Below are 22571 nucleotides of genomic sequence, written 5' to 3'. Positions count from 1 at the left end.
TCCTTTATTGATTATTTGTTGATTCCGTTAGTTAATGAATAAGGTTTATCCTCCGGTGATAATCCGCGGCGTTTGTTAGGTGACGCACCCATCTTGAATTCAAGCACGCCTCCTTTTAAAATGTCTTCATGTGTAATATACATCTTGTCGTATACTTTGCCGTTCAATTTCAGCGACTGCACGTAACGTTTCTTGTCGCTGACACCCGGCGCTTTGATCTCCAATGTCTTTCCATTAGGAAGCGTCATCTTCAGATAAGGCAGGTAGGGCGCTCCTAATACATACTGGTCTGTACCAGAACAAACCGGATAGAAGCCCATCACAGAGAAAAGGTACCATGCTGACATCTGTCCACAATCATCATTTCCACCCAATCCGTTAATATCATTCTTATACATCTTATTCAGAATCTCACGCAGCCAGTACTGTGATTTCCACGGCTGGGAAGTCCACGCATATAAATAAGGCACATGGTGGCTCGGTTCATTACCATGCACATATCCGCCTACCAAACATTCTTCCGTAATATCCTCATTATGCTCATAGTACTTCTCCGGCAGATGCATGGAGAACAGTTCATCCAGTTTCTGCACGAACGTCCCTTCTCCTCCCATCAAGTCGATCATGCCAAATACATCGTGCGGCACATGAAAAGAGAAATTCCATGAATTGCCTTCAATAAAACCTTCACCATAGGTTTGTAATACATCAAACTCTTTCTTGAAAGAACCATCACTATAACGGGGACGTGCAAAACCAATACTTGTATCATAGATAGTACGATAATTGAGGGCACGCTTTCGGTAAGTCTCCGCTATTTCCTTGTTACCTGCCTTCAAAGCTGTCTGATAGATAGTCCAATCATCGTATGCATACTCCAAAGTAGAAGAGGCTGCTGTACCACTTTTGTCAAGCGGAATATATCCCAGCTTCATATAATCAGCTATACCTTCATAATACGGAACGGTGGATGTACTGACCATTGCCGCCAATGCCTCATCCACATTCAAAAAGACACCTTTGGTTATTGCATCCGCCAGTACAGACACAGCATGATAACCGCTCATACACCAGTTTTCATTTCCCATCAGACTCCATATCGGCAACATTCCGTGCACGCTTTGTTGCTCATGTTTAATCATGGATTCCACCATATCCGCATTGCGTCCCGGTTTCACCAGATTCAGGAAAGGATGTTCCGCACGATAGGTATCCCAAAGGGAAAATATAGTATAGTTGGTAAATCCTTTCGCCCGGTGTATGTTATGATCCAGCCCACGATAGGAACCGTCTACATCCATATACACAGATGGATTAATCATGGTGTGATAAAGGGAAGTGTAGAACATTGCTTTTTGATCGGGCGTACCTTCAATCTCGAAATGCTCCAGTTCGCTATTCCAATCTGTACGAGCAGCTTCCGCCAACTGTTCGAAACTCTTTCCGGAAGCCTCGGCACGCAGATTCTTAATGGCCCCTTCCGTACTGACTGCTGACAATGCCACTTTTACAACCAGTTCCGAATTGTTAGCGGTATCGAAGTTAAAGTAAGCCACGATTTTTCGACCTGTGATTTCGGGGAAGTTCTTTTCCAACTTAAAACGACGCCAGAAGCCATTGTACAATACTTTTTCCTTATCCTTATATCCGTAGTCTTTAATCGGCTGTGACAAAGAGATAGCAAAATAGGTATAATTCGTACGCGCCCATCCGTTAGTGATACGATATCCGGTCAACAGAGTATCGTTTTCGACTCTCAAGTTGGCCCATAGAACTTTGCCGTCATAATTATAAATACCATGCACCAGATCCAAAATCAAATGCCCATCTTCTCCTTTCGGGAAGGTATATTTATGTATGCCCGTTCGTTGCGTTGCTGTCAGTTGGGCTTTAATGCCATAATCGTCCAGTATCACTTCATAATATCCGGGAACAGCTTTTTCTGTAGCATGGTCAAAACGTGAACGGTATCCCTCTTCCGGATAATCCGCCCGACCGGGATTTAACTTCACATCGCCAACAGCAGGCATCAACAAGATGTCTCCCAAGTCAGAATGTCCCGTACCACTAAGATGAGTGTGACTGAAGCCAACAATGGTCTTGTCCCTATATTGGTAACCGGCACAATACTCGTAGGCATTTTTCTGATAAGCTCCATTTACATTATGCGGAATTGTGTCTGTGTCCGGACTCAACTGTACCCATCCGAAAGGAGTACAAGCACCGGGAAAAGTGTGCCCCATCCCATTGGTCCCGATAATCGAATTCACATAGTCTACCGGCTGTTGAGCTATGGCGGACAAAGTTGCTGCCGCCATAGTCATCATCAATACTTTCTTTCTCAAATTATTCATATCAGCTTACTTTGCGTCACGAGAGAATGAATACGGGAAGTCTGATTCGTTGATACCTCTTCCCCTATTCGGTTTGTTATCCATATCAAACACCAGACGACCGCCTTTCAACAGATCGAAATGGTTCAGATAATTCTTTGTATAATTCTTGCCATTATAATTCAATGAACGAATATAACGATTATCATCGTTATTCTTCGGGGCGGAGATTTCCAGTTTCTTGCCGTTCTCCAGTGTAATCGTTGCTTTCTTGAAGTAAGGAGCTCCCATTACATATTCATTGCTGCCGGGACATACCGGATAAAATCCCAATGCAGTAAATACATACCAAGCCGAAGTCTGACCGTTATCTTCATCTCCACAATAACCGTCCGGAGTAGGAAGATAGAGGCGGTTCATCGTCTCACGCAACCAATATTGGGCTTTCCAAGGCTCACCGGCATAGTTATACAAGTAAATCATGTGCTGGATAGGTTGGTTGCCATGTGCATAGTTACCCATGTTAGCAATTTCCATTTCACGAATCTCATGAATCACTCCTCCATAATAGCTATCATCAAATACAGGAGGAAGATTGAATACAGAATCAAGCATACTGACAAACATCTTCTTGCCGCCCATCAGATCAACCAGTCCTTGTACATCGTGGAATACCGACCATGTATAATGCCAACTATTTCCTTCCGTAAAGGCATCTCCCCATTTAAAAGGATTGAAAGGAGTCTGGAAAGTTCCGTCGGAATTCTTTCCCCGCATCAACTTAGTTTCCGGATCGAACAGATTACGGTAGTTCTGACTCCTTTTCTTATAAACATCCAGTTCTTCTGCCGGACGGCCTAATTTTTCACCCATACGGTAAATGCACCAGTCATCGTATGCATATTCCAATGTGCGTGCCGCATTCTCATTAATTTTCACATCGTATGGCACATAGCCCAGTTTGTTATAATATTCATATCCACGGCGTCCGGTAGTAGAAACTTTCGGATGTACGCTATTGGCCCCTTTCAGTAGGCCATCGTACATTTTTTCTGCATCCGCTTTGGTCACATTCTTCATGAAAGCATCCGCCACTACAGAAGCAGAATTGTTCCCAACCATGCAACCACGATGGCCCGGGCTTGCCCATTCAGGAAAGAATCCACTTTCAAGATAGGTATTCAACAGACCTGCCTGCATCTTCTCACCCATTGAAGGATATATCAAATTAACAAATGGAAACAAGCAACGAAAAGTATCCCAGAATCCAGTGTCGGTAAACATATATCCCGGACGGATTTCACCATTATAGGGGCTGTAATGCACAGTTTCCCCCTTACCGTTTACCTCGTAAAACATACGAGGAAACAACACCGAACGATACAAACAAGAGTAGAACGTACGCATACGGTTCTCATCGCTGTCTTCAACCTTGATACGCCCCAAGACATTGTTCCATGCCTTACGACCGGCCTCTTTTGTCTGTTCAAAGGTCTTATTACCAATTTCTTTCAAGTTCAGTTCCGCCTGTTCAGGACTGATGAATGAGGATGCCACCTTTGCATGTACCTGTTCTCCTTTCTTCGTTGAAAATCCGATAGCAGCACCCACGTGATTGGATTGTAGTTCGAGATGTGTTTCAACCAAATGATAGTCTGCCCATACTTTATTGAAAGTAAAAGGCTTGTCGAACTCTATCACAAAGTAATTCTTAAAGTTTTGAGGAACACCGCCACTATTGCGTGTCGTATAACCAACTATTTTATTTTCTTCGGGAATCACCTTCACATACGAACCGCGGTCGAAAGCATCTACCACCACATAGGCATCGGAGGTTTCAGGGAAAGTGAAACGGAAATATGCGCAACGTTCCGTCGGAGCTATTTCAGTTGTCATGTCATACTCTGACAAATAAACACTATAATAATAAGGAGTGGCTTTCTCTGCCTTATGAGAGAACCAGGAAGCACGACTGTCCTGATCGATCTTCAACTGTTTAGTCATCGGCATGATTGAGAACTGACCGTAGTCATTGATCCACGGACTAGGCTGATGGGTTTGCTTGAAACCTCTGATTTTGTCGGATGCATAAGTGTAAGCCCAACCGTCACCCATCTTTCCGGTTTGTGGCATCCAGAAGTTCATTCCCCAAGGCAACGCGATGGCAGGATATGTATTCCCATTAGATAGTGATATTTTCGAATCAGTTCCCATTAAAGGATTCACATAGTCTACCGGTTGCTTTTGCGCAAAGGTAGAAGAAGCTCCCAATAGCAGGGCTATTGCGAAAGATAGTAGTTTCTTTTTATTCATGGTCTACGAATTAAGCTATTAATTAGATTATCAAGTCTTTTTTATTTACGTTACAAATTAAAGCATCTTTCTGTAATTATCAGTCCTCTGATACGCCAAAATAAGAAAAAAATAGCATATGGTCAACCAAAGGATACGAGCGTCAACGAGAGTACAAGTTAAATAAGTGAGAATCAGGATGTAATATTTATGTGCATACCACGAGAGTACAACCGGAGGACTAACTGTTTAAGCAATAGAGAGAGGATAATTTGCCTTTACCCTCTCTCCAATTCTATCAGAAACAAATATTTATTATTACCTAATTAATTCCATCCCGGGTTCTGATGTCCTTCCAACGCAGGATTAGCCTGAATTTCATCTAACGGGATAGGCCATAACAAAGCATATTCAGGAATGGCGCCGGCTCTTGTGCTTCCATCGGGCTTGTTTTGGATTTGAGCCGATGCAAGAGCAGTCCATTTCAATTTTCCTGATTCGGTAGATGCTTCCGGATACAAACGAGTACGACGAATGTCATCCCAAATCTTAAATTCCAACGGTAACTCATGCAAACGTTCAGTCAAAATCGATTGTATTAAATCGTTTCCTGTAGCCGTCTCATCTGCCAATCCAGCACGTTTACGCACTTGATTGAGATAATATTTAGCTCCACCGACAGCATTATCTTCATGATTTGTACGTGCCAGACCTTCGGCCGCAATCAGCAAGACTTCCGCAAAACGGAATACCGGCATATTATAATCACCGTCGTGGCCGCTAATCAAAGCATTTTCATCAAACCATGCCCAGTTGCCTGCATTATTCAAAGTATGAGTATTTCCTTCAGCATCGGCATATTGCTTAAAGAAGAACTGTTTCTCATGTCCTCGAATATCATTAGAGGCATAGCTGTTAAGCAACATATCACAGGGAAGGTATGCATTATACAGCACGTCTCCTCCCGGATGGAACACTCCCCACTGAAAAGCATCTGTACCAATAGAACGACAAGCATAAGAGTTACCTACACTATAATCACTATAATTATATTCTTTAGCATAAATGATTTCAGCAGATTCTTTCGTTGTCTTAATCACATTATACGCAGAGTTCAAATCATCAGTCGTTCCATTCGGATGAATAAGTCCGTGAGGACTATCATTAATCACTTTTAATGCCATCTGTGCAGCTTTTCCATAATAGTCTGCCCCCCCGTTTAACGGTGCACCAGCCCATTGTAAATAAACTTGTGCCAGCAAAGTCTGCGCCATTGCCCTAGTGACATAACAGCCATTTTCATAAAACGTTTTATTGGGTAATGCATCCCCGTTGACAATATCCAGCAAGTCGGCTTCAATTTTCTTATAAACCTCTTCAGCAGAAAGACGTTCTTTGTACATACCTTCTGTAGATGTGTAAGGTTCTGAAATATAAGGAACACCACCAAATTCTTTAACCAGCCAGAAATATCCGTATGCACGGAAGAATTTACCTTGAGCCACATAATTATTAATAGTAGCTTCATCCAGCACCCCAGTCATTGTCGGAATATTGGCAATAACAAAGTTGGCACGTGAAATACCTTTATAAAACTCATGCCAGTATTTCATTGCAATATCATCAAAAGATTCAATATTGAAGTTACACCCTTCGGATGCCGTAGTAAATGTTCTGTCTTTACGCTTATCAACGTACAATCCGGACACAATACCACCCCACATCGTCGCTTTAGGAGTCCAGCCACCGCCTACGTCAGTGTTATGTAAATAAGGCACACCACCAAAATACAATGCATTCACACCCGACTCCGCATCAGCTTTCGTCTTCCAGAATTGGTCAGATGACTTCATATCCAATGGTTCTTCTTTCAGGAAATCGTCGCATGAATTCAGCAACACAGAAAGTGAACACATACAAAATGCAGATATATATACTTTTAATAGTTTCATAATTCTTATAGTTTTTATAACGGTGAATTAAAATGCTACATTAAGACCGAACGTAAACGTTCTCGGACGCGGATAGGTGAAGAATTGGCGGTTAGCCCCCCATTTGTTGTCACCTAAACGAGATGAGTTATCCGGATCGTATCCGTTATAGTCCTTAGAAGTAATCAGGAATGCGTTATTCACATTCGCATACAAACGCAATGAAGACAGACCGATCTTCTTAATCAGTGTCGGATTGAAGGTATACCCGAGCTGAATCATGTTACAACGCAAATAAGAACCATTGCAAACCCAGTCATCATCTGCCTGGTTATTAGCTCCCTGACCAAAGTTATTCAGACGAATTGCCTGTTCTTTACCCGACGGATTGAGAGTTGGATGCCATGCTTCCTTATAAAGACGGTCTATACCGTTAGTCAGGAAACGGGCTACAGTTGAGTGATAATATTCTTGCATCACGTCTACCCCCCATGTAAACTGGAAGTCTAAAGTCAAATCGAAACCTTTATAATTGAAGGTATTGATAAATGAGCCCATCCAGTCTGGTAATCCGTTACCGATAATTTCGCGTTTCTTATAAGTTACCTTTTCACCGATAGTGGAAGGTATGTTCATTGTCTCCGGATCCCAGTTAGACGGAATACCATCGTAAATACCGGCACGCTTATAACCATAGAAAGAAGAAAGCTCTTCACCTTCACGGATCAACATATCGTAACCCACAAAACCATCGGTTGTAATCTGACGCTTACCGGTGACAGGATCAACAGATGCACTTTCATCCAGTTTCTCTACACGGTTTTTGTTGAAACCTAAATTAAGAGTGGAAGTCCACTGGAAATCATGTGTCTGAATAGGATATGCTGTAACCAGAATATCTACACCACGATTGGAAACGGCTCCAATATTATCCATAATGGAAGAGTAACCTGTGGATTCAGGAACCGGACGGTCGAGCAACAAATCTGAAGTATATTTATAATAATAGGAAATATCGAAATTCAGTCTGTTATTGAATAAACCCAACTCGAATCCTAAGTCCCACTGTCCAGTCTTTTCCCATTTCAAGTCAGGATTAGGCATATTATCCAGATAAGACACAACGTGCAAAGCATCACCAATAATCGTATTTGACTGGCTCACCGTGGCTAATGACTTATAAGTACCGATTTCCGAGTTACCTGTCACACCGTAAGAAGTATGCAATTTTAGTTTGCTAATCAATAAGTTGTCTTTCAAGAAGTCTTCATTAGAAATCATCCAGCCCAAACCTACTGACGGAAAAAATGCATATTTATTGTTCTGTCCGAATTTGGAAGAGCCATCATAACGACCGGTTACGGTAGCCATATACTTATTGTCATAAGAATACGCCAGACGCAAGAAATAAGAGTTCATTGCCCACTTGTCGTAATCACTGCCAACAGAAGGACGGTTCGTTCCGGAACCTAAATTATAATATCCGTAGAAGTCATCAATATACTTACTGTCGGAAGCTTCGAATTTGGTATAATTATACTCTTGCCAAGACATACCCGCCATTGCATTAATGTGATGTTTGTTTATATCTTTCACATAAGTCAAATAGGTTTCTTCCTGCCAATACAAAGAGTTGGAGTTATTTGCAGAAGCTGCTCCCTCGGAACTTTGATTAATCATCGGACGCGGAGTGAACGGCGTATAGTTAGCATCACGATTATTGTGGTAGTCGATACCGAACTGGGTCTTCAAATCCAATCCTTTCATGAGATGGAAAGTCAAAGCAGCATTACCAAAAATCTGCGTACGATATTGCATAGCCTGCATCCGTTCGAGCAACTCAACGGGATTACCTACACCTTCCGGGCTGAATCCTTGTTTTCCGCTATTAGGATCAGTCTGATTATTGAGAATAGAGCTTGTATTAATAATGTTCGTCTGCGTATATTCACCATCCAGCTTAACTGGTAAGAAAGGCAACTGTTCGATCATTGTACGCAATGCGCCTTGTCCGTAAGGGTTATCAGAAGTTCTATTACCCCAAGTATGATTTACTAATAAATTAACGGAAGTAGACAGCCAATCAGTCGGTTTGTCATCATACGCCAATTTTGCATTGATACGTTTGAAGTAAGAATTCAACAAAATTCCCTGTTGATCGGTATAATTGATGAATGCTCCGATAGAAGATCCTTCTCCCGTACGTTGGATACTGATCTGATGGTTATGAGAGATGGCAGTGCGGGATGCTTCATCCTGCCAGTTGGTATTATATTTCGGAGAACCGTCTGCATTGAACAAACGTTCGTCTGTGAATATCTGTGACAGATCAGTTGTGAAGTTCTTGCCTTGAAATTCGTTGGCATTTTCCAATCCCTGCTTGAAGGTAGACATCCATTCGTTAGCATCCATTACGTCTATTTTTCTAGCCATCTTACCGATAGACAATGAACCATCATAGGAAACATGGACTCCTTTTCCTGCATTACCGCGCTTGGTAGTCACCATGATAACACCATTCGCACCACGGGCACCATAGATGGCAGCAGAGGAAGCATCTTTCAATACTTCGATAGATTCGATATCATTCGGATTAAGCAATTCGAAGTTTGACATCACCACTCCATCGACTACGTACAGCGGTGATGCTGATGCGTTAATAGTAGAAATACCACGAATGATGACACGTGATTCTCCACCCGGCTGACCGGTATTAGAGAAGATATTCACACCGGCCACTTTACCCTTCAATCCGTCAAGCGCATTGAATGATTGTGCTTTCAGCATATCTTTACCTTTGGCTGTGGAAATGGAACCCGTCAAGTCTGATTTGCGCATGGTACCATAACCTACAACGACTACTTCGTCCAGTGCTTTCGTATCCGATTGCAGAACTACGTTCAGAACATTGCTCTTTAATTCCGAGACTTTAAATTCTTGTGTGATATAACCAATATACGAAAATACCAAGGTGGCATTGGAAGGAACAGAGAGGGTGTATTTACCGTTAATGTCAGTGATTGTTCCAGTACTGCCGTTTTTGACTTTCACCGTACCACTGATAACCGCCTCTCCCTGATCATCGGTTACCGTACCGGAGATTGATTTTACAGATTGAGCATTCATGCCCAAACTCAACATCATACCTATTACAAATAAGGTAAGATACTTTAGTTTTTCATTCATAATTCCTTTAAATTTGATTAGTAATAAGGTTAATTCCCTTTAAAAAGATTGTTGCAAATAAAGGCTATTCGAATAAAACTCCAATGCTCTACCTTGCCAAAAAAACGGCAAAATAAAGACACATATTTAAAGCACAGAATGGCAAATTAGAGCACAGATTAATACCCTAATAATCAATACAATAAAATTAGCAAAAGGGATTTAGAGCACAAGGTTGTGACAAACAAATAAATAATAATGTTTCCCAACCAATCACCTATACGAAAGAATTTAACCTGACAATCAGCATACCTTTCGCTGTTCCCGATAATCTTTCGGTGTCATCCCGAACCGACGGGTAAACTCTTTATAAAAATAAGACCGGCTGGAAATACCGACCTCCATAATAACATCTTGAATAGAAAGTTCTTCATCAAGTAACAGGCGGGCTGCCTTTTCCATGCGGTAACTCTTTATTAAATCACCGGGAGCAGTATTGGAGATTTCCTTGAATTTACGATAGAACTGACGGGAACTCATTGCCATACGATCAGCGATCAACGTTGAGCCCAGTTCTTCCTTGTCCAGGTTTTCTTCAATCACCTTTAACAATTTGCGAATAAAATCAGCTTGTTCGGTAGTTGTACAGATAATCTGTCCCGCCAAATCTCCCAGTTCCTCCATATATATCTGCTTCGCTTCCCGCTTTCCATAAATAGCATTATGGACAACTTCCCGCAAGAATAATATATCATAAGGAAGTACAATATAAGAATCAGACCACAAGACCAATTCCCGCTGAATGGCCGAACCAACTTTCCAGGTTAACAATGGAATAAAAGCTGTTTTTGAAAGCAGAGTACGATTCCGGCTAACATACTCCATAAAAGTACTTTCAGCATTGGCATACATTGTCATATCCACTAATAATAGAGCCGGAGCCGACCGGCGAATTTCATCAAAAGCAAGCTGCACACTCTTTACTTGATGAACCACGTATTCATCAGCCAGGAAATTACTAATCAACCAAGTCATTTCATCTCTGTCTTCCAACAAAAGCACAGTTTTCTTCCCTTGTTCACCTGCCACTGTCAAGACCGCCGGTTCAAAGATAATCGTCAACCGACTACCACTCCCATCATTATCATAACGAAGAACGGCATGAATACGTTCCAAAGCTGACCGTACAAAACCTAAAAGTAAATGCACAGTAAACACATGATCGGAATTTTTCTCCGTCACTGAAGAAGCTTTATCTGAAAGATATTCATACAACGCTTTCGCAGTAGCATCTTTAGAAGAAAAATGTAGCTGCATCTTACCATCCTGTTCTGACATTTCTACTATTACGCCATGAGTACCCTTCATTTCAGTAATCCGGAGATAGCAGCAATAAAGAATACTGTATAACGCATTCTTGTAAACTGGAAATGTTAAGTGTTCCGGAATCATTGACGATATAGAAGAATGATCAATCCCTTGTTCTTCCAACGTACGCAACACCTCTTGAGAAACTCCCTGTATACTCATACGCGCAGAAACAATAAACCGATCCGGAAAGAATTGTTTAAGTTCTTCCAAAAACAGAGCGTCAGGATTAAGAAGTGCGCTCATCACAGTTTCGCGTATCAGTGACACTTTCTCAAGACATTGCTCATAAGAAAGATTCTCTGCACGCAATTGGTCACAATAATTATAAATAAGAGTAAAATCTTCAAGCATCCTACGGTTTGTATATACAGTCTCGGATTTCCGGCAACTTTCTGTCCCCATCAGTGTTTTCATCATCCGTTCCTGAAGGTAGTTTTTACGTAGCAAATATATCACGTACCCTAACAACAACAAAAAAATGATCAAATAAACAAAATAAGCCGCCACCGATCGATACCAGGGAGAAAGGATATATACCGGAATAGAAAAATGCCGATATTCTGTATCAAATACATCCCTCTTATAGCGTACCTTAAAGATATAATCACCTGCCGGCACTCCTGTATATGAGGCTTCATTAATACTACTAAAAGAGGTCCAATCCTTATCATATCCTTCCAACTGGTAAGAATATTCTATATCTTCTCCTGATAAAAAATCCGGAACAACAAAAGAAAGTGCAAATGAAACCTCCGTCCCCTTCAACTGTAATGCCTTACCATCGTCTGTATAGTAATCTCCATCCCCCTGAACCACTTGCGTATGTCCAACAGTCAACTTACGTAACAAAATATCCGGATAAAATTCCGGAGCAGCCTGCACCTCTTTATCCAGATAAAGCAACCCGTCAATCCCACCGAAAAAAAGCTCCTGTGTATATGGACACATGTAATAAGCATCATCGCTAAACTCACCGATTTGAACACCTGCACTGTAAAAGTAGGCATGTGATGAGCCATTTATCGGATTATATTTAATCAGCCCCCGATTCGTACCAAGCCATAAGAGTCCGTTCTCATCTTCAAGTACACCATGAATCATATCATTGAGCAAACCTTGCTCCCGTCCGATATAGGTAGCTTTCATCTGTTTTCCATTAGAATTCAGACATACCAATCCTGATGTTGTCCCTACATATAACAACCCTTCTTTGGTCCGATACAGGCTGAGCACATCGTCTACCGACTTATGAAGCATTTCTTTCAAAGAAATCACTTTATATTCTTCAGTCCGCTTATCGAACCGTACGAGTCCTTTCTCCCGACTGCCAAGCCACAAAATAGAATCCCCCTCGGGCAGCATTGGATAGAACATCGTAATTTCCCGCTGACCGTGAAAAAAATGATAACTTTTCTGCGACTTGAAACGAATGGTACCTGCCTGCTTCTCAAGTATTAATTTATGAAAACCGGAACCGGCTGTCACCACATAAAGTACACTATCATTTTCCTCATAAATGCCATGTATCTCAGTGGGTTGTGCCGGCAGATTCTCCACAGAATGCAAAGCTTTGTCTTCAAAAGAATAGTAAAATAGTCCCGGATCTCCAGATCCTATCCAAAAGCCATCCATATAACGGCTTTGAACCAATTTATAAACGGGAAATTCTTTATTCCATCGTATATAAGACACAACATTTTGCTTTCCTTCAGGAGAGTAAACTGTAACGGCAGAAGCCTCCTCATTCTCACGATAATCCGGTATATGCAGCAGTCCATCACCTTTCGACCCGAACCATAGTCCACCACTATCGTCTGTCATAACAGAACGTACCTGCCTGCTTAAGTTAGATGACAGTTGATTGAGCATCAAATTGGTGGCAATAGAATATTTCTTAGCATACATAATCGTTCCTTGTCCGTCCGAAGCAACCCATAAGACATTCTGATGAGGATCTCGATAAATACTATATATACGTACATTCCGGTCGACCACTTCTTCTTTATATTTTTGTGAAGTACGGAGACGGACTAACCCATTCGTTCGAAAACCAATAATAATATCTTCATAGAAAAGGGCTATTCCTGCAATAGTTCCATTCTTCTGCACTAATGAAGAAAGGTTACGAATATAAATTTTAGATTGTCGGGAAATATCATAAACATAAAGATCATGCTCACTATCGATAAAACAAAGAACGCCATTCTGATAAAAGACATCTTCAATAGGTTTCGCATGAAAATCAGTAGATGAAACAGTTGAATGAATTGATAATGTGTCACAATCAAAAGCATCCTGCGAAACCTGTAACAGCTCCCCTGTTTGTTGAGTGAAAATCCACAAAACACCATCATCCGTTACGAATGCCCGTTTATCCATATCTTCTACGGGTACTTTCAGATTCTTAATCTGTACAAATCGTTTATAAGATGTATTATAGTAGAAAATTCCACCATGACTCACCACCCATGTGTTTCCTTTAGAATTGGAATGTAGATAATAATCATCTGTAAAGTCATAATATCCGACAACTTGCCGCGAATCCTGTGAAAGACGATTGATACCCAAATGTGTAGAAATCCACAAACAATTATTATCTGCCTGCTGAATAGAATGGATTACATTATTACTCAAAGCTTTGGGGGCTGAAAAATCAGAACGAAAAACTTCCATGTTTCGGCCATCATAACAATTGACACCATCGTATGTACCAAACCACATCAACCCTGTATTGTCTTGAAAAAGACAAAGCACAGCACTATTGGATAATCCTTGCTGATAATCTACTTTCCGGAAGATATATGAATCTTTACCGCCATCTGCTTGACAGACCAATGAATAAATCAATAAAACAAAAGACAAAATCAAGCGTATTTTCATTGTGTTAATCATTAATATCATCTATTAAATATCAGGCAATCGCTTATATGTTCTGTTTCGTAGTGCGAAAGAAAATAGCCATTAATAATCGATGTCTTTAATTCTCTTTACACAAAGATACGTTTTTATACGGAAAATGCAACTCTATTTTATCAAGTACCTCTATTTTTCAGCAACTACTTCACTACTAATTCGCACAATCCAAGGATTCCGCCTCTTTCATTCTTGCCAATTCCCATCCGCGAAACAGCCAATCTTTGCCTCCGTCTCACCACCCCACACCGGAAAAAAATCCTGCCAATTAAAATTATCTGATACAAGAATCCATCGGCTGTTTGAACAACGAACACTGAACCATAATCTACTTTTGAAAAGAAATAAGTATCATTATCAGCTACGGCAGCCAACGATCCCATCATTATAAATAATGCAATCAGTTTTATTTTCATGTCGTACGTTTATCAATAAGCTGTTCAAAACCTGTTAGGTCTCTTGCTGATACTGTTACGGACATTAGCAACATTACTGGCAACACTTGTACTGTTTGTATGTTTTTCAATTTATTAGTTCCTTCCTAGTCTCAACAGAAGTGTATACACAAAAGAAGCGCGAGACCGCTAAACTTATATCCAAGTGCAGGTTCTGAACTACCTCTGTGTTGGATACAAGCAAAAACAGCTCACGCCCTTGACTGTATATCAGTACCTAGATGCAACATACAAACCAAAGGAAGAACGTTTTGTTTATTTCCTCAACACAGCTCGAATTGTCCAGATTCGCACTTGAGAAAAAGCACTAAACGCTTCCTTAATAATAAAGACGCCTCAAAGAACAGTACAAATATACTACAATTTTCCCTCAATTGTGCTTTTCATATATCAATTCTGTATAATTAAGCCATGTGTTTATCATTGATATAAGACCTATAAAGTTTTGTATATCAATTGATATTCTTGTGGCGTATCTATTCTAACGAAGTAGAGAAATAAGCTTTATTGATTACTTCTCTCTCAATACTGCTTACTTCTCATGTAATCTATTAATAGAAAAGTTGCTCTTGATTAAGTCCAAACTTTCTTTTTATTAACAGTAAAGTTGCTTTTCATCCGTTCCAATCTATAAATGCAACCTTCATTTATAAAAACAAAGGTTCCGTTTTTAAAAACAATGCTTGCATTTATAAAAATGAAGCTTGCATTTTAAGTTTGTAAATAATAAAAGAGAAGTTTACTATTGGACGAAAGGAAGTTTAGACTTAATCAAAAGAAACTTTATTGTTAATACTCAAGGAGAAGAATAACTATCATTCAATTGGATATCATCCTAATAAAAAAGTCTCGTATATCATGTGAGACAGCTCATTCAGCTATCTTTATGATATACGAGACTCCAATGTTATAAACAAGATCCTATTTTACAGGATATTATTTTGCTAATTCATTAATTACATCCATAATTTTCTGACCGATTTCTTCGGCAGCTTCCATGGTAGACGCTTCGCTATATACGCGGATGATTGGCTCTGTATTACTTTTACGCAAATGTACCCATTTGTCGGCAAAGTCAATCTTCACACCGTCGATATCGTTGATTTCTTCATTCTTATAGATTTCCTTTACTTTTGCCAAGATAGCATCTACATCGATTTCCGGAGTCAGGTCGACACGGTTCTTAGCTATGAAGTAAGGAGGATAAGTGGCACGGAGCTCGCTAACCTTTTTTCCTTCGTGAGCCAGATGGCTAAGGAATAAAGCAATACCGACCAATGCATCACGGCCATAGTGGCTGGCAGGATAGATTACTCCACCATTTCCTTCACCACCGATAACGGCATTGGTTGCTTTCATCTTCGTTACAACGTTTACTTCGCCTACTGCAGAAGCACTGTATTCCATACCATATTTACGGGTTACGTCACGCAGGGCACGGGTAGAGCTCAAATTGGAAACTGTATTACCCGGAGTATGTTTCAGCACATAGTCAGCCACAGTAACCAGTGTATATTCCTCACCGTACATTACACCATTCTCGCAGATCATTGCCAAACGGTCAACATCCGGATCTACAACGAATGCTACATCCGCTTTGCCCCCTTTCATCAGGTTCATGATGTCACCGAGGTTCTTTTCAAGCGGTTCGGGGTTGTGTTGGAAATTGCCGGTAGGTTCACAGTAGAGTTTTTCTACATGTTTCACACCCAAACGTTCAAGAAGTTCAGGGAGAATGATACCGCCTACAGAGTTCACACAGTCAATCGCTACACGGAAATTGGCTTTCTTGATAGCTTCTACATCTACCAGGTCGAGAGCCAATACACTGTCGATATGTTTCTGATTATAAGTCAGGTCTTTGCGGTAAGATCCCAGATGGTCGACATCGGCATAGTCAAATTCTTCAGCTTCAGCAATACGAAGTACTTCGTTGCCTTCGGCTGCATTCAGAAATTCACCATGTTCATTCAGCAATTTCAGTGCGTTCCACTGTTTCGGGTTATGAGAAGCTGTCAGGATAATACCGCCACAGGCGCCTTCCATTGTTACAGCAAGTTCTGTGGTCGGGGTAGAAGCAAGATCAATGTCTACTACATCCCAGCCCATTCCCATCAATGTGCCGACTACTACGTTTTTTACCATTTCACCGGAAATGCGGGCATCACGTCCCACAACAATCTTATTACTCTTTGCCTTGCAGGTTCTACGAATCAAAGTAGCATAAGCCGAGGTGAATTTTACAATGTCAAGCGGGTTCAGTCCTTCTCCCGCTCCTCCGCCGATAGTTCCGCGGATTCCAGAGATAGATTTGATTAGAGTCATAGGTTCTTTAGTTAAAGATTTGATTTATCTAATGTTAGTGCTTTAGCTTTTTGCTTTCTCGAACTTCCGGATATCATAGAAATAAGGATTGACATATTGTTGTGCAGTTGTATGTCCCATCTTAGAAGGCACAATCAGGCGTACATGGGCATTATTACGCAAATAAGGTAAGGCAATCAGCCATCCGGATGGAATTGCAGTTCCATAACCTTTACTATTCCATAATAAATCGTAATCCAAACTACCGGATAAAACGATTCCATAAACAGTAGACGTGTTTTGCACATAACGGAATGTTAATGGAAACTTATAATAATCAGGAACATCCATCCATCTTTCCAAAGGAACATTGAAACATGTAGTATCTCCTGTCATCATATCCTGTTCTACATAGCGGGTACAAATGACATTATTGTTAGCAAAAGTATCTACCTCATTAATAACTTCAACTCCATTCTTATCCTCTTTTCCTCCACGATCTACGATCTGCATATATACGCCATTGGAGAAAGCAACGTATTCGTCATATCCATTCCCCGCTTCTTTAGAAGCTGTAATCGTATCCCGTTCAAACTCTTCCAATGAAATGACACGAATATCATTATCTTTGATGAACTTATTCACCGCATTTTTCTCGTCTTCCAGCATTTCTGCATAAGTCTTCGAATTGTCGCATGCCTGGAACAGACTTCCGGCGGTTAACAAAGAGAGAAATAAAAATACAAGTTTCTTCATTATCTGTTATTTAGCTATATTCCGCACAAATGTATCTCAAAATCATTAAAAGTTGAAAGGGGGAAGTTGAAAGTTCGTATCTTTTAACCTTTCCATATTCACTTTTAACCTTCCATCTTTAGCTTTTCGCTGTTAGTAAAGGTTTATATTTCTCAAGCGCCTTTTCAAAGACCGCTTTTGCCTCTTCCATCGTTCCGAAAAATTCACCGCCTGAAGCATTCAAGTGACCTCCTCCATGGAAGAATTCGGCAGCTAACTGATTGCATGGGAAGGTTCCTACTGAACGAAGGGATATTTTAATCATCGGTTTCTCGGTATCTTCCCTCAAGAAGCAAGAGAAACAGACATTTTTAATGGAAAGGGGAATATTAACAAAGCCTTCGCTATCGCCTTTTATATAGTTAAATTTGCTTTGCTCTGCTTTTGTCAGGGTGATTAGAGCCGAATTAGATTCCGAATACACAGTCATGTTCGATAATACATATCCCATCAAACGTAAACGGCTCTCCGAATAGGTGTTGTACACCTTACGATAAATATCATCTTTATCGATTCCTTTAGAAAGGAGTTCGCTAATGATAAAATAAATCTCCCGGTTGTTCGAGTTATAGGTGAACCCACCGGTATCTGTCATCATCCCTGTGTAGATACATTCTGCGCCTTCCTTAGAGATATCACTGAAATATCCCATACGGCAGATGAGACGGAATATCAGTTCGGAAGTAGAAGATATTTTGGGATAGGACATTACTATCTTACAGAAATCTTCGGGATATAAATGATGATCGATCATTATTTTACGTGCCGGAGAAGCGGCCACAGCATCTGCCATATCGTCGATACGCTTCAGTGCATTGAAATCGAGGCAACAGATGACATCTGCTTCGGCGATCAATTTATCTGCAAAGTCTTTGTAACGGTCATACAGCAGGATATCCTTACTGCCCGGCATCCACCGCAGAAAATCGGGAAAAGCATTCGGCACAATTACGTTTACTGTTTTCTCTTGTGAATCTAAAAAATGATATAATCCCAGTGAAGAACCGATAGCATCGCCGTCAGGAGAAACATGAGATACAATTACTATTTTGTCAGCTCGTTCAAACCATTTGGTGAAATGATCTATTTTGGCTTGTTCAATTACTTTCGTCAACATACTCTTATACTTTATCAAGGTGCAAATGTACGATAAATCTTTGTACTTAGAGCAAAAAGCGGACAGAACCTTCGTCGGATAGCGAGATAAACCGCAGACCGGATTGCTTGCATTCGCTTTCAAGGAGGTGTCTGCGGTATTCCGAGAGAGATGCGTCCAATATGACGTAAGAGATAGAAAAGATTCGGGTGAGCTCTTCCAGATGTCCGTCATATCCTTTGCATAAGTAAAGATACTGAATATATAACGGAGAAACGGTGGTTTTGTTCCGCCAATGGTTATCATTTATTACACAAATATGACAGCCATGATAGGATATAATCTGCTGCTGACGATTAAGTTCCATATACCGGCAATCGGCAGTTATTTCTTTGGGAGGCAGAAGATGATGATGCTTCCAATAGTTAGCAGCCATGCGCTTCAGACGTTTTTCATTGGAGATAGTATCTACATAGTTTATCCAGGAACGTCCATCGCTCTCAATGCAATGTACTGCAGGGCAACCGCGCACGTTATAAAAGACCAGGCTTGTCCGGGGACGATCTAGCCAATATAATGTTGAATGATAAGTCCCCAGTAATAAGATAGAAAAAAGACAAATCAATAAATTCCGGTATCGACGGTTCATGAAATAATAGGTTAACAAAAAGCCAACGATATAGATACCCAATATTTCTGACTGATAAAGCCAGATTCCATCTATAGAAGCGTAAGGAAGCTGTTCCACCCATCGGACGAAGAAATTAAGTCCTTCCAATAGTTTCTTAACACCTTCGGCCACTACGATCTGAAGCCACGAAAGAGGAGTCAGAAGAAGCATAATGACAGCAGCATACAGGATAATCGTAATGAAAGGAATAACAACCAAGTTCGTCAATAGAAAATGTACAGAGAACCGGGAAAAATAAAACATAACAAGCGGAGCCGTTCCTATTTGTGCAGCAACAGACACACTCATCAGTCCCCAAATATATTTTCCTATTCTACCTTTCACCGTAATCAGGTGATAGATTGGTTTTTGAATCAATAGGATGGAAGCAACAGCAAGGAAAGAGAGCTGGAAACCAACATCAAACAACCATGCCGGATTACAGAATAGCATCAACCATGCAGCTGCCGCCAATGTATTTAGAGATAGCGGTTGGCGACCAACCATATCTGCCATTGCTAAAATTGAAAACATACTGACCGAGCGTACTACCGAAGGAGAAAGTCCTGTGAAAAAGGCAAAAGCCCATAATAGGATAAGAAGAAGAACAGAACGTATAACTCTACCTATATTTCCTCTTCGGGCAATAGGTTTCAGTATGAAAAAGAGCAATGTATATAAAAGCCCGATATGCAAACCGGATAGAGCTAGAATATGACTTGCACCGGCCACCGAATAACTCTCACGAACCGAATCACTTAATTCCGTTTTGTCTCCTATGGTCAGTGCTGAAAGTACAGCCAGTTCATCGCCGGAAAACCCTAGTTTCTGATAAAGTGAAATCATCTTTCTTCGGCAAGAGCTGGCTATACTTTTGAGATCAAGGTTATTCATTCCGTCCTGTTTTGTCCATTTCCCGGATGCAACATATCCTGTTCCACTGATTCCTTTCCGCATCAGGAAGCGGGCATAATCAAATTCATCAAAGTTGCGATTGTTGAAAGGGGGAGAAATACGGGCAGAAATCAGCAGTTCATCTCCACTTTTCAACCGGGTGACGGCCGAATCTTGCTGTAGATAAAGGATTGCAGTACGTTCTATCGGATATGTGCCGGCAGTATCACGACGTTCCTTTAATAATGTCTGGCAGAGGTAGGTATGTTCTTTCGCTTGAGGTGCATCCGTTATTAAAACCCGATACACTGTTTCTTCTTCCGGAAAAGAGTAGACAGCGTGTTGTAATTGCCAAGTTATTCCAAGCCATCCTCCTATAAAACAAAGGATAGAGACTGCTAATCCAAAACACCATCGCAAAGAATGGCGTTTCAGGAAATAAAGCACAAATAATAAAGCAATACAAAATCCAAGGGCTAGAATACTCCAAAAAAGTTCCCATGAACGGTCAAAAAAATGATCTCCACAAAAAACGCCTGTTATCCAAGGGATAATCAGGCGTATATAGGGATATCGATGGATGTAAAAAGTACTCAACTGATGAGTTACAGTTCGTGCAACTGACTAATCATCGCTTCCGGATCGGGTGCCGCAAAGACAGCATTTCCAGCCACCAGCGCATTGGCTCCCGCCTCAACCAAGCGGGCACCTGTTTCCAGATTCACCCCACCGTCTACTTCAATGAGCGCTTTCGAACCTGTCCGTTCAATCAGGGCACGCAGCTCACGAACTTTTTCTACTGAATGTTCGATAAACTTCTGTCCGCCAAATCCTGGATTCACGCTCATGACAAGCACCATATATACATCCCGGATAATATCTTGTAAAAGAGCTACAGGAGTGGCCGGATTGATAGTTACAGCAGGCTGCATCCCGGCTTCTCTGATTTGTTGAATCACCCGATGCAGATGCGGGCAAGCTTCATAATGTACATTCATCGTATGAGCGCCCAACGCTTTTACCTCCAGAATAAACTTTTCCGGATTCACAATCATCAAATGCACATCCAACGGTTTCTTACTTAACTTCGCTACATATTTCAGTACCGGAAAGCCAAATGAAATGTTCGGAACAAATACTCCGTCCATAATATCAATATGTACCCACTCCGCTTCACTGCGGTTTACCATTTCAATATCCTTTGCCAAATATCCAAAATCGGCAGAAAGAATGGAAGGAGCGATAATCGGTTTCATAATTCTTTTATTTTAGGTTCTAGCCATCTCTTATTCGAGACGCTTTATTCTATTTATAATCTAATGGCTTGCTCGTTTTAATCTGCTCATCCGATTAATTACTTCATCAGACAACCATCTTCCAGGTGATATCCACGAAGCAATTCATCTATTTTCAGACGTTTTTTACCGGGAAGCTGTAAAGAAAGAATAGATACAAATCCATCCGGTACAGCTACTTTCATGAATTTCTTTCCATCGGTCACAATTGTTCCTGTAGCTAATTGATGTGATTCATAAATCTTCTCGCTTTCAAATATCTTCACGACCACTGCTGCTCCTTCTTCAGAAGTAATCAGTTCACTCCAAGCAGCAGGATAAGGTGATAATCCACGGATAAAATCATATATCTTCTTCACCGGCTGATTCCAGTCAATCCGACAGGTTTCTTTAAAGATCTTCGGAGCAGGACGAAGTTCACCGACAACCGCCATTTCTTCTTGAGGAATCGGTTTTACCGTTCCATTCAATATAGCGTCTACCGTTTCAAGAACCAGTTTTCCTCCCAGTACCATCAACTTATCATGTACCACTTCCACATTATCCGTATCTGCAATAGGTACACGTACTTGCTGAATGACTTCTCCGGTGTCTATCTCGTGTTTCAAAAAGAAAGTAGTAATTCCTGTTTCCGTATCACCATTGATAACCGCCCAATTAATGGGGGCAGCTCCACGGTATTGAGGAAGCAAAGAAGCATGAAGATTGAACGTACCCAGTCGTGGCATATTCCATACCACTTCCGGCAACATACGAAAAGCAACTACAATCTGCAAGTCCGCCTTCCATTCACGCAATGCTTCTACAAAAACCTCATCTTTTAACCTTTCCGGTTGAAGTAACGGTAAATTTTGTTCAAGCGCATATTGCTTTACAGGAGAATACTGGATCTTATGTCCACGTCCGGCAGGCTTATCGGGCATTGTAATCACACCCACTACATTATAACCGCCTTCTACTAATTGACGCAGGGCCTCTACCGCAAAATCGGGAGTCCCCATATATACTATTCTTAAATCTTCTTTTTTCATAATCGTCTTATAATCTGCATAGCAAC

At 40.9% G+C, this 22571-nt stretch carries 12 protein-coding genes; all 12 read right to left on the bottom strand.

From position 1 onward, the window contains the following. Positions 1–11: 11 nt before the first annotated feature. Positions 12–2354, bottom strand: coding sequence for a GH92 family glycosyl hydrolase (locus HMPREF9010_RS05900; RefSeq protein WP_008650552.1), 2343 nt, complete (start codon positions 2352–2354; stop codon positions 12–14). Between the two features lie 6 nt (positions 2355–2360). Further along, on the bottom strand, positions 2361–4646 hold the full coding sequence (locus HMPREF9010_RS05905; protein ID WP_004305434.1) for a GH92 family glycosyl hydrolase: 2286 nt from the start codon (positions 4644–4646) through the stop codon (positions 2361–2363). A gap of 305 nt (positions 4647–4951) precedes the next feature. Further along, positions 4952–6577 carry a RagB/SusD family nutrient uptake outer membrane protein gene (locus tag HMPREF9010_RS05910; RefSeq protein ID WP_032852875.1) on the bottom strand — a complete coding sequence of 542 codons (1626 nt, stop codon included), beginning with the start codon at positions 6575–6577 and terminating at the stop codon, positions 4952–4954. 27 nt (positions 6578–6604) lie between these two features. Continuing rightward, the gene (locus HMPREF9010_RS05915; RefSeq protein ID WP_008650549.1) at positions 6605–9742 is read right to left on the bottom strand and encodes a SusC/RagA family TonB-linked outer membrane protein; all 3138 of its coding nucleotides are present in this window, start codon (positions 9740–9742) and stop codon (positions 6605–6607) included. Positions 9743–10024: 282 nt separating this feature from the next. Then, positions 10025–13984, bottom strand: a complete 3960-nt coding sequence (locus HMPREF9010_RS05920; RefSeq protein ID WP_032852932.1) for a helix-turn-helix domain-containing protein — start codon at positions 13982–13984, stop codon at positions 10025–10027. A gap of 164 nt (positions 13985–14148) precedes the next feature. After that, a complete protein-coding gene (locus HMPREF9010_RS05925; RefSeq protein WP_004305439.1) occupies positions 14149–14421 on the bottom strand; it encodes a hypothetical protein in 273 nt (90 codons plus the stop codon). A 975-nt stretch (positions 14422–15396) separates the two neighbouring features. Next, a complete protein-coding gene (gene glmM / locus HMPREF9010_RS05930) occupies positions 15397–16785 on the bottom strand; it encodes a phosphoglucosamine mutase (RefSeq protein ID WP_004305440.1) in 1389 nt (462 codons plus the stop codon). A gap of 42 nt (positions 16786–16827) precedes the next feature. After that, complete coding sequence (locus HMPREF9010_RS05935) at positions 16828–17520, bottom strand: DUF4827 domain-containing protein (protein ID WP_004305441.1); 693 nt, start codon at positions 17518–17520, stop codon at positions 16828–16830. Positions 17521–17638: 118 nt separating this feature from the next. Continuing rightward, positions 17639–18676: a DHH family phosphoesterase gene (locus tag HMPREF9010_RS05940; protein ID WP_004297310.1), complete on the bottom strand. Its 1038-nt coding sequence runs from the start codon at positions 18674–18676 to the stop codon at positions 17639–17641. A gap of 46 nt (positions 18677–18722) precedes the next feature. Next, positions 18723–20816, bottom strand: a complete 2094-nt coding sequence (locus HMPREF9010_RS05945) for a ComEC/Rec2 family competence protein (RefSeq protein ID WP_004305442.1) — start codon at positions 20814–20816, stop codon at positions 18723–18725. An 8-nt stretch (positions 20817–20824) separates the two neighbouring features. Then, complete coding sequence (rpe, locus tag HMPREF9010_RS05950) at positions 20825–21475, bottom strand: ribulose-phosphate 3-epimerase (RefSeq protein WP_004305443.1); 651 nt, start codon at positions 21473–21475, stop codon at positions 20825–20827. 98 nt (positions 21476–21573) lie between these two features. Beyond that, positions 21574–22545, bottom strand: coding sequence for a methionyl-tRNA formyltransferase (fmt, locus tag HMPREF9010_RS05955; protein WP_008650541.1), 972 nt, complete (start codon positions 22543–22545; stop codon positions 21574–21576). Positions 22546–22571: the final 26 nt, after the last annotated feature.

The organism is Bacteroides sp. 3_1_23 (genome assembly GCF_000162555.1).
Taxonomy (GTDB): Bacteria; Bacteroidota; Bacteroidia; order Bacteroidales; family Bacteroidaceae; genus Bacteroides; species Bacteroides ovatus.
This window is presented reverse-complemented; position numbering and strand designations above follow the sequence as displayed.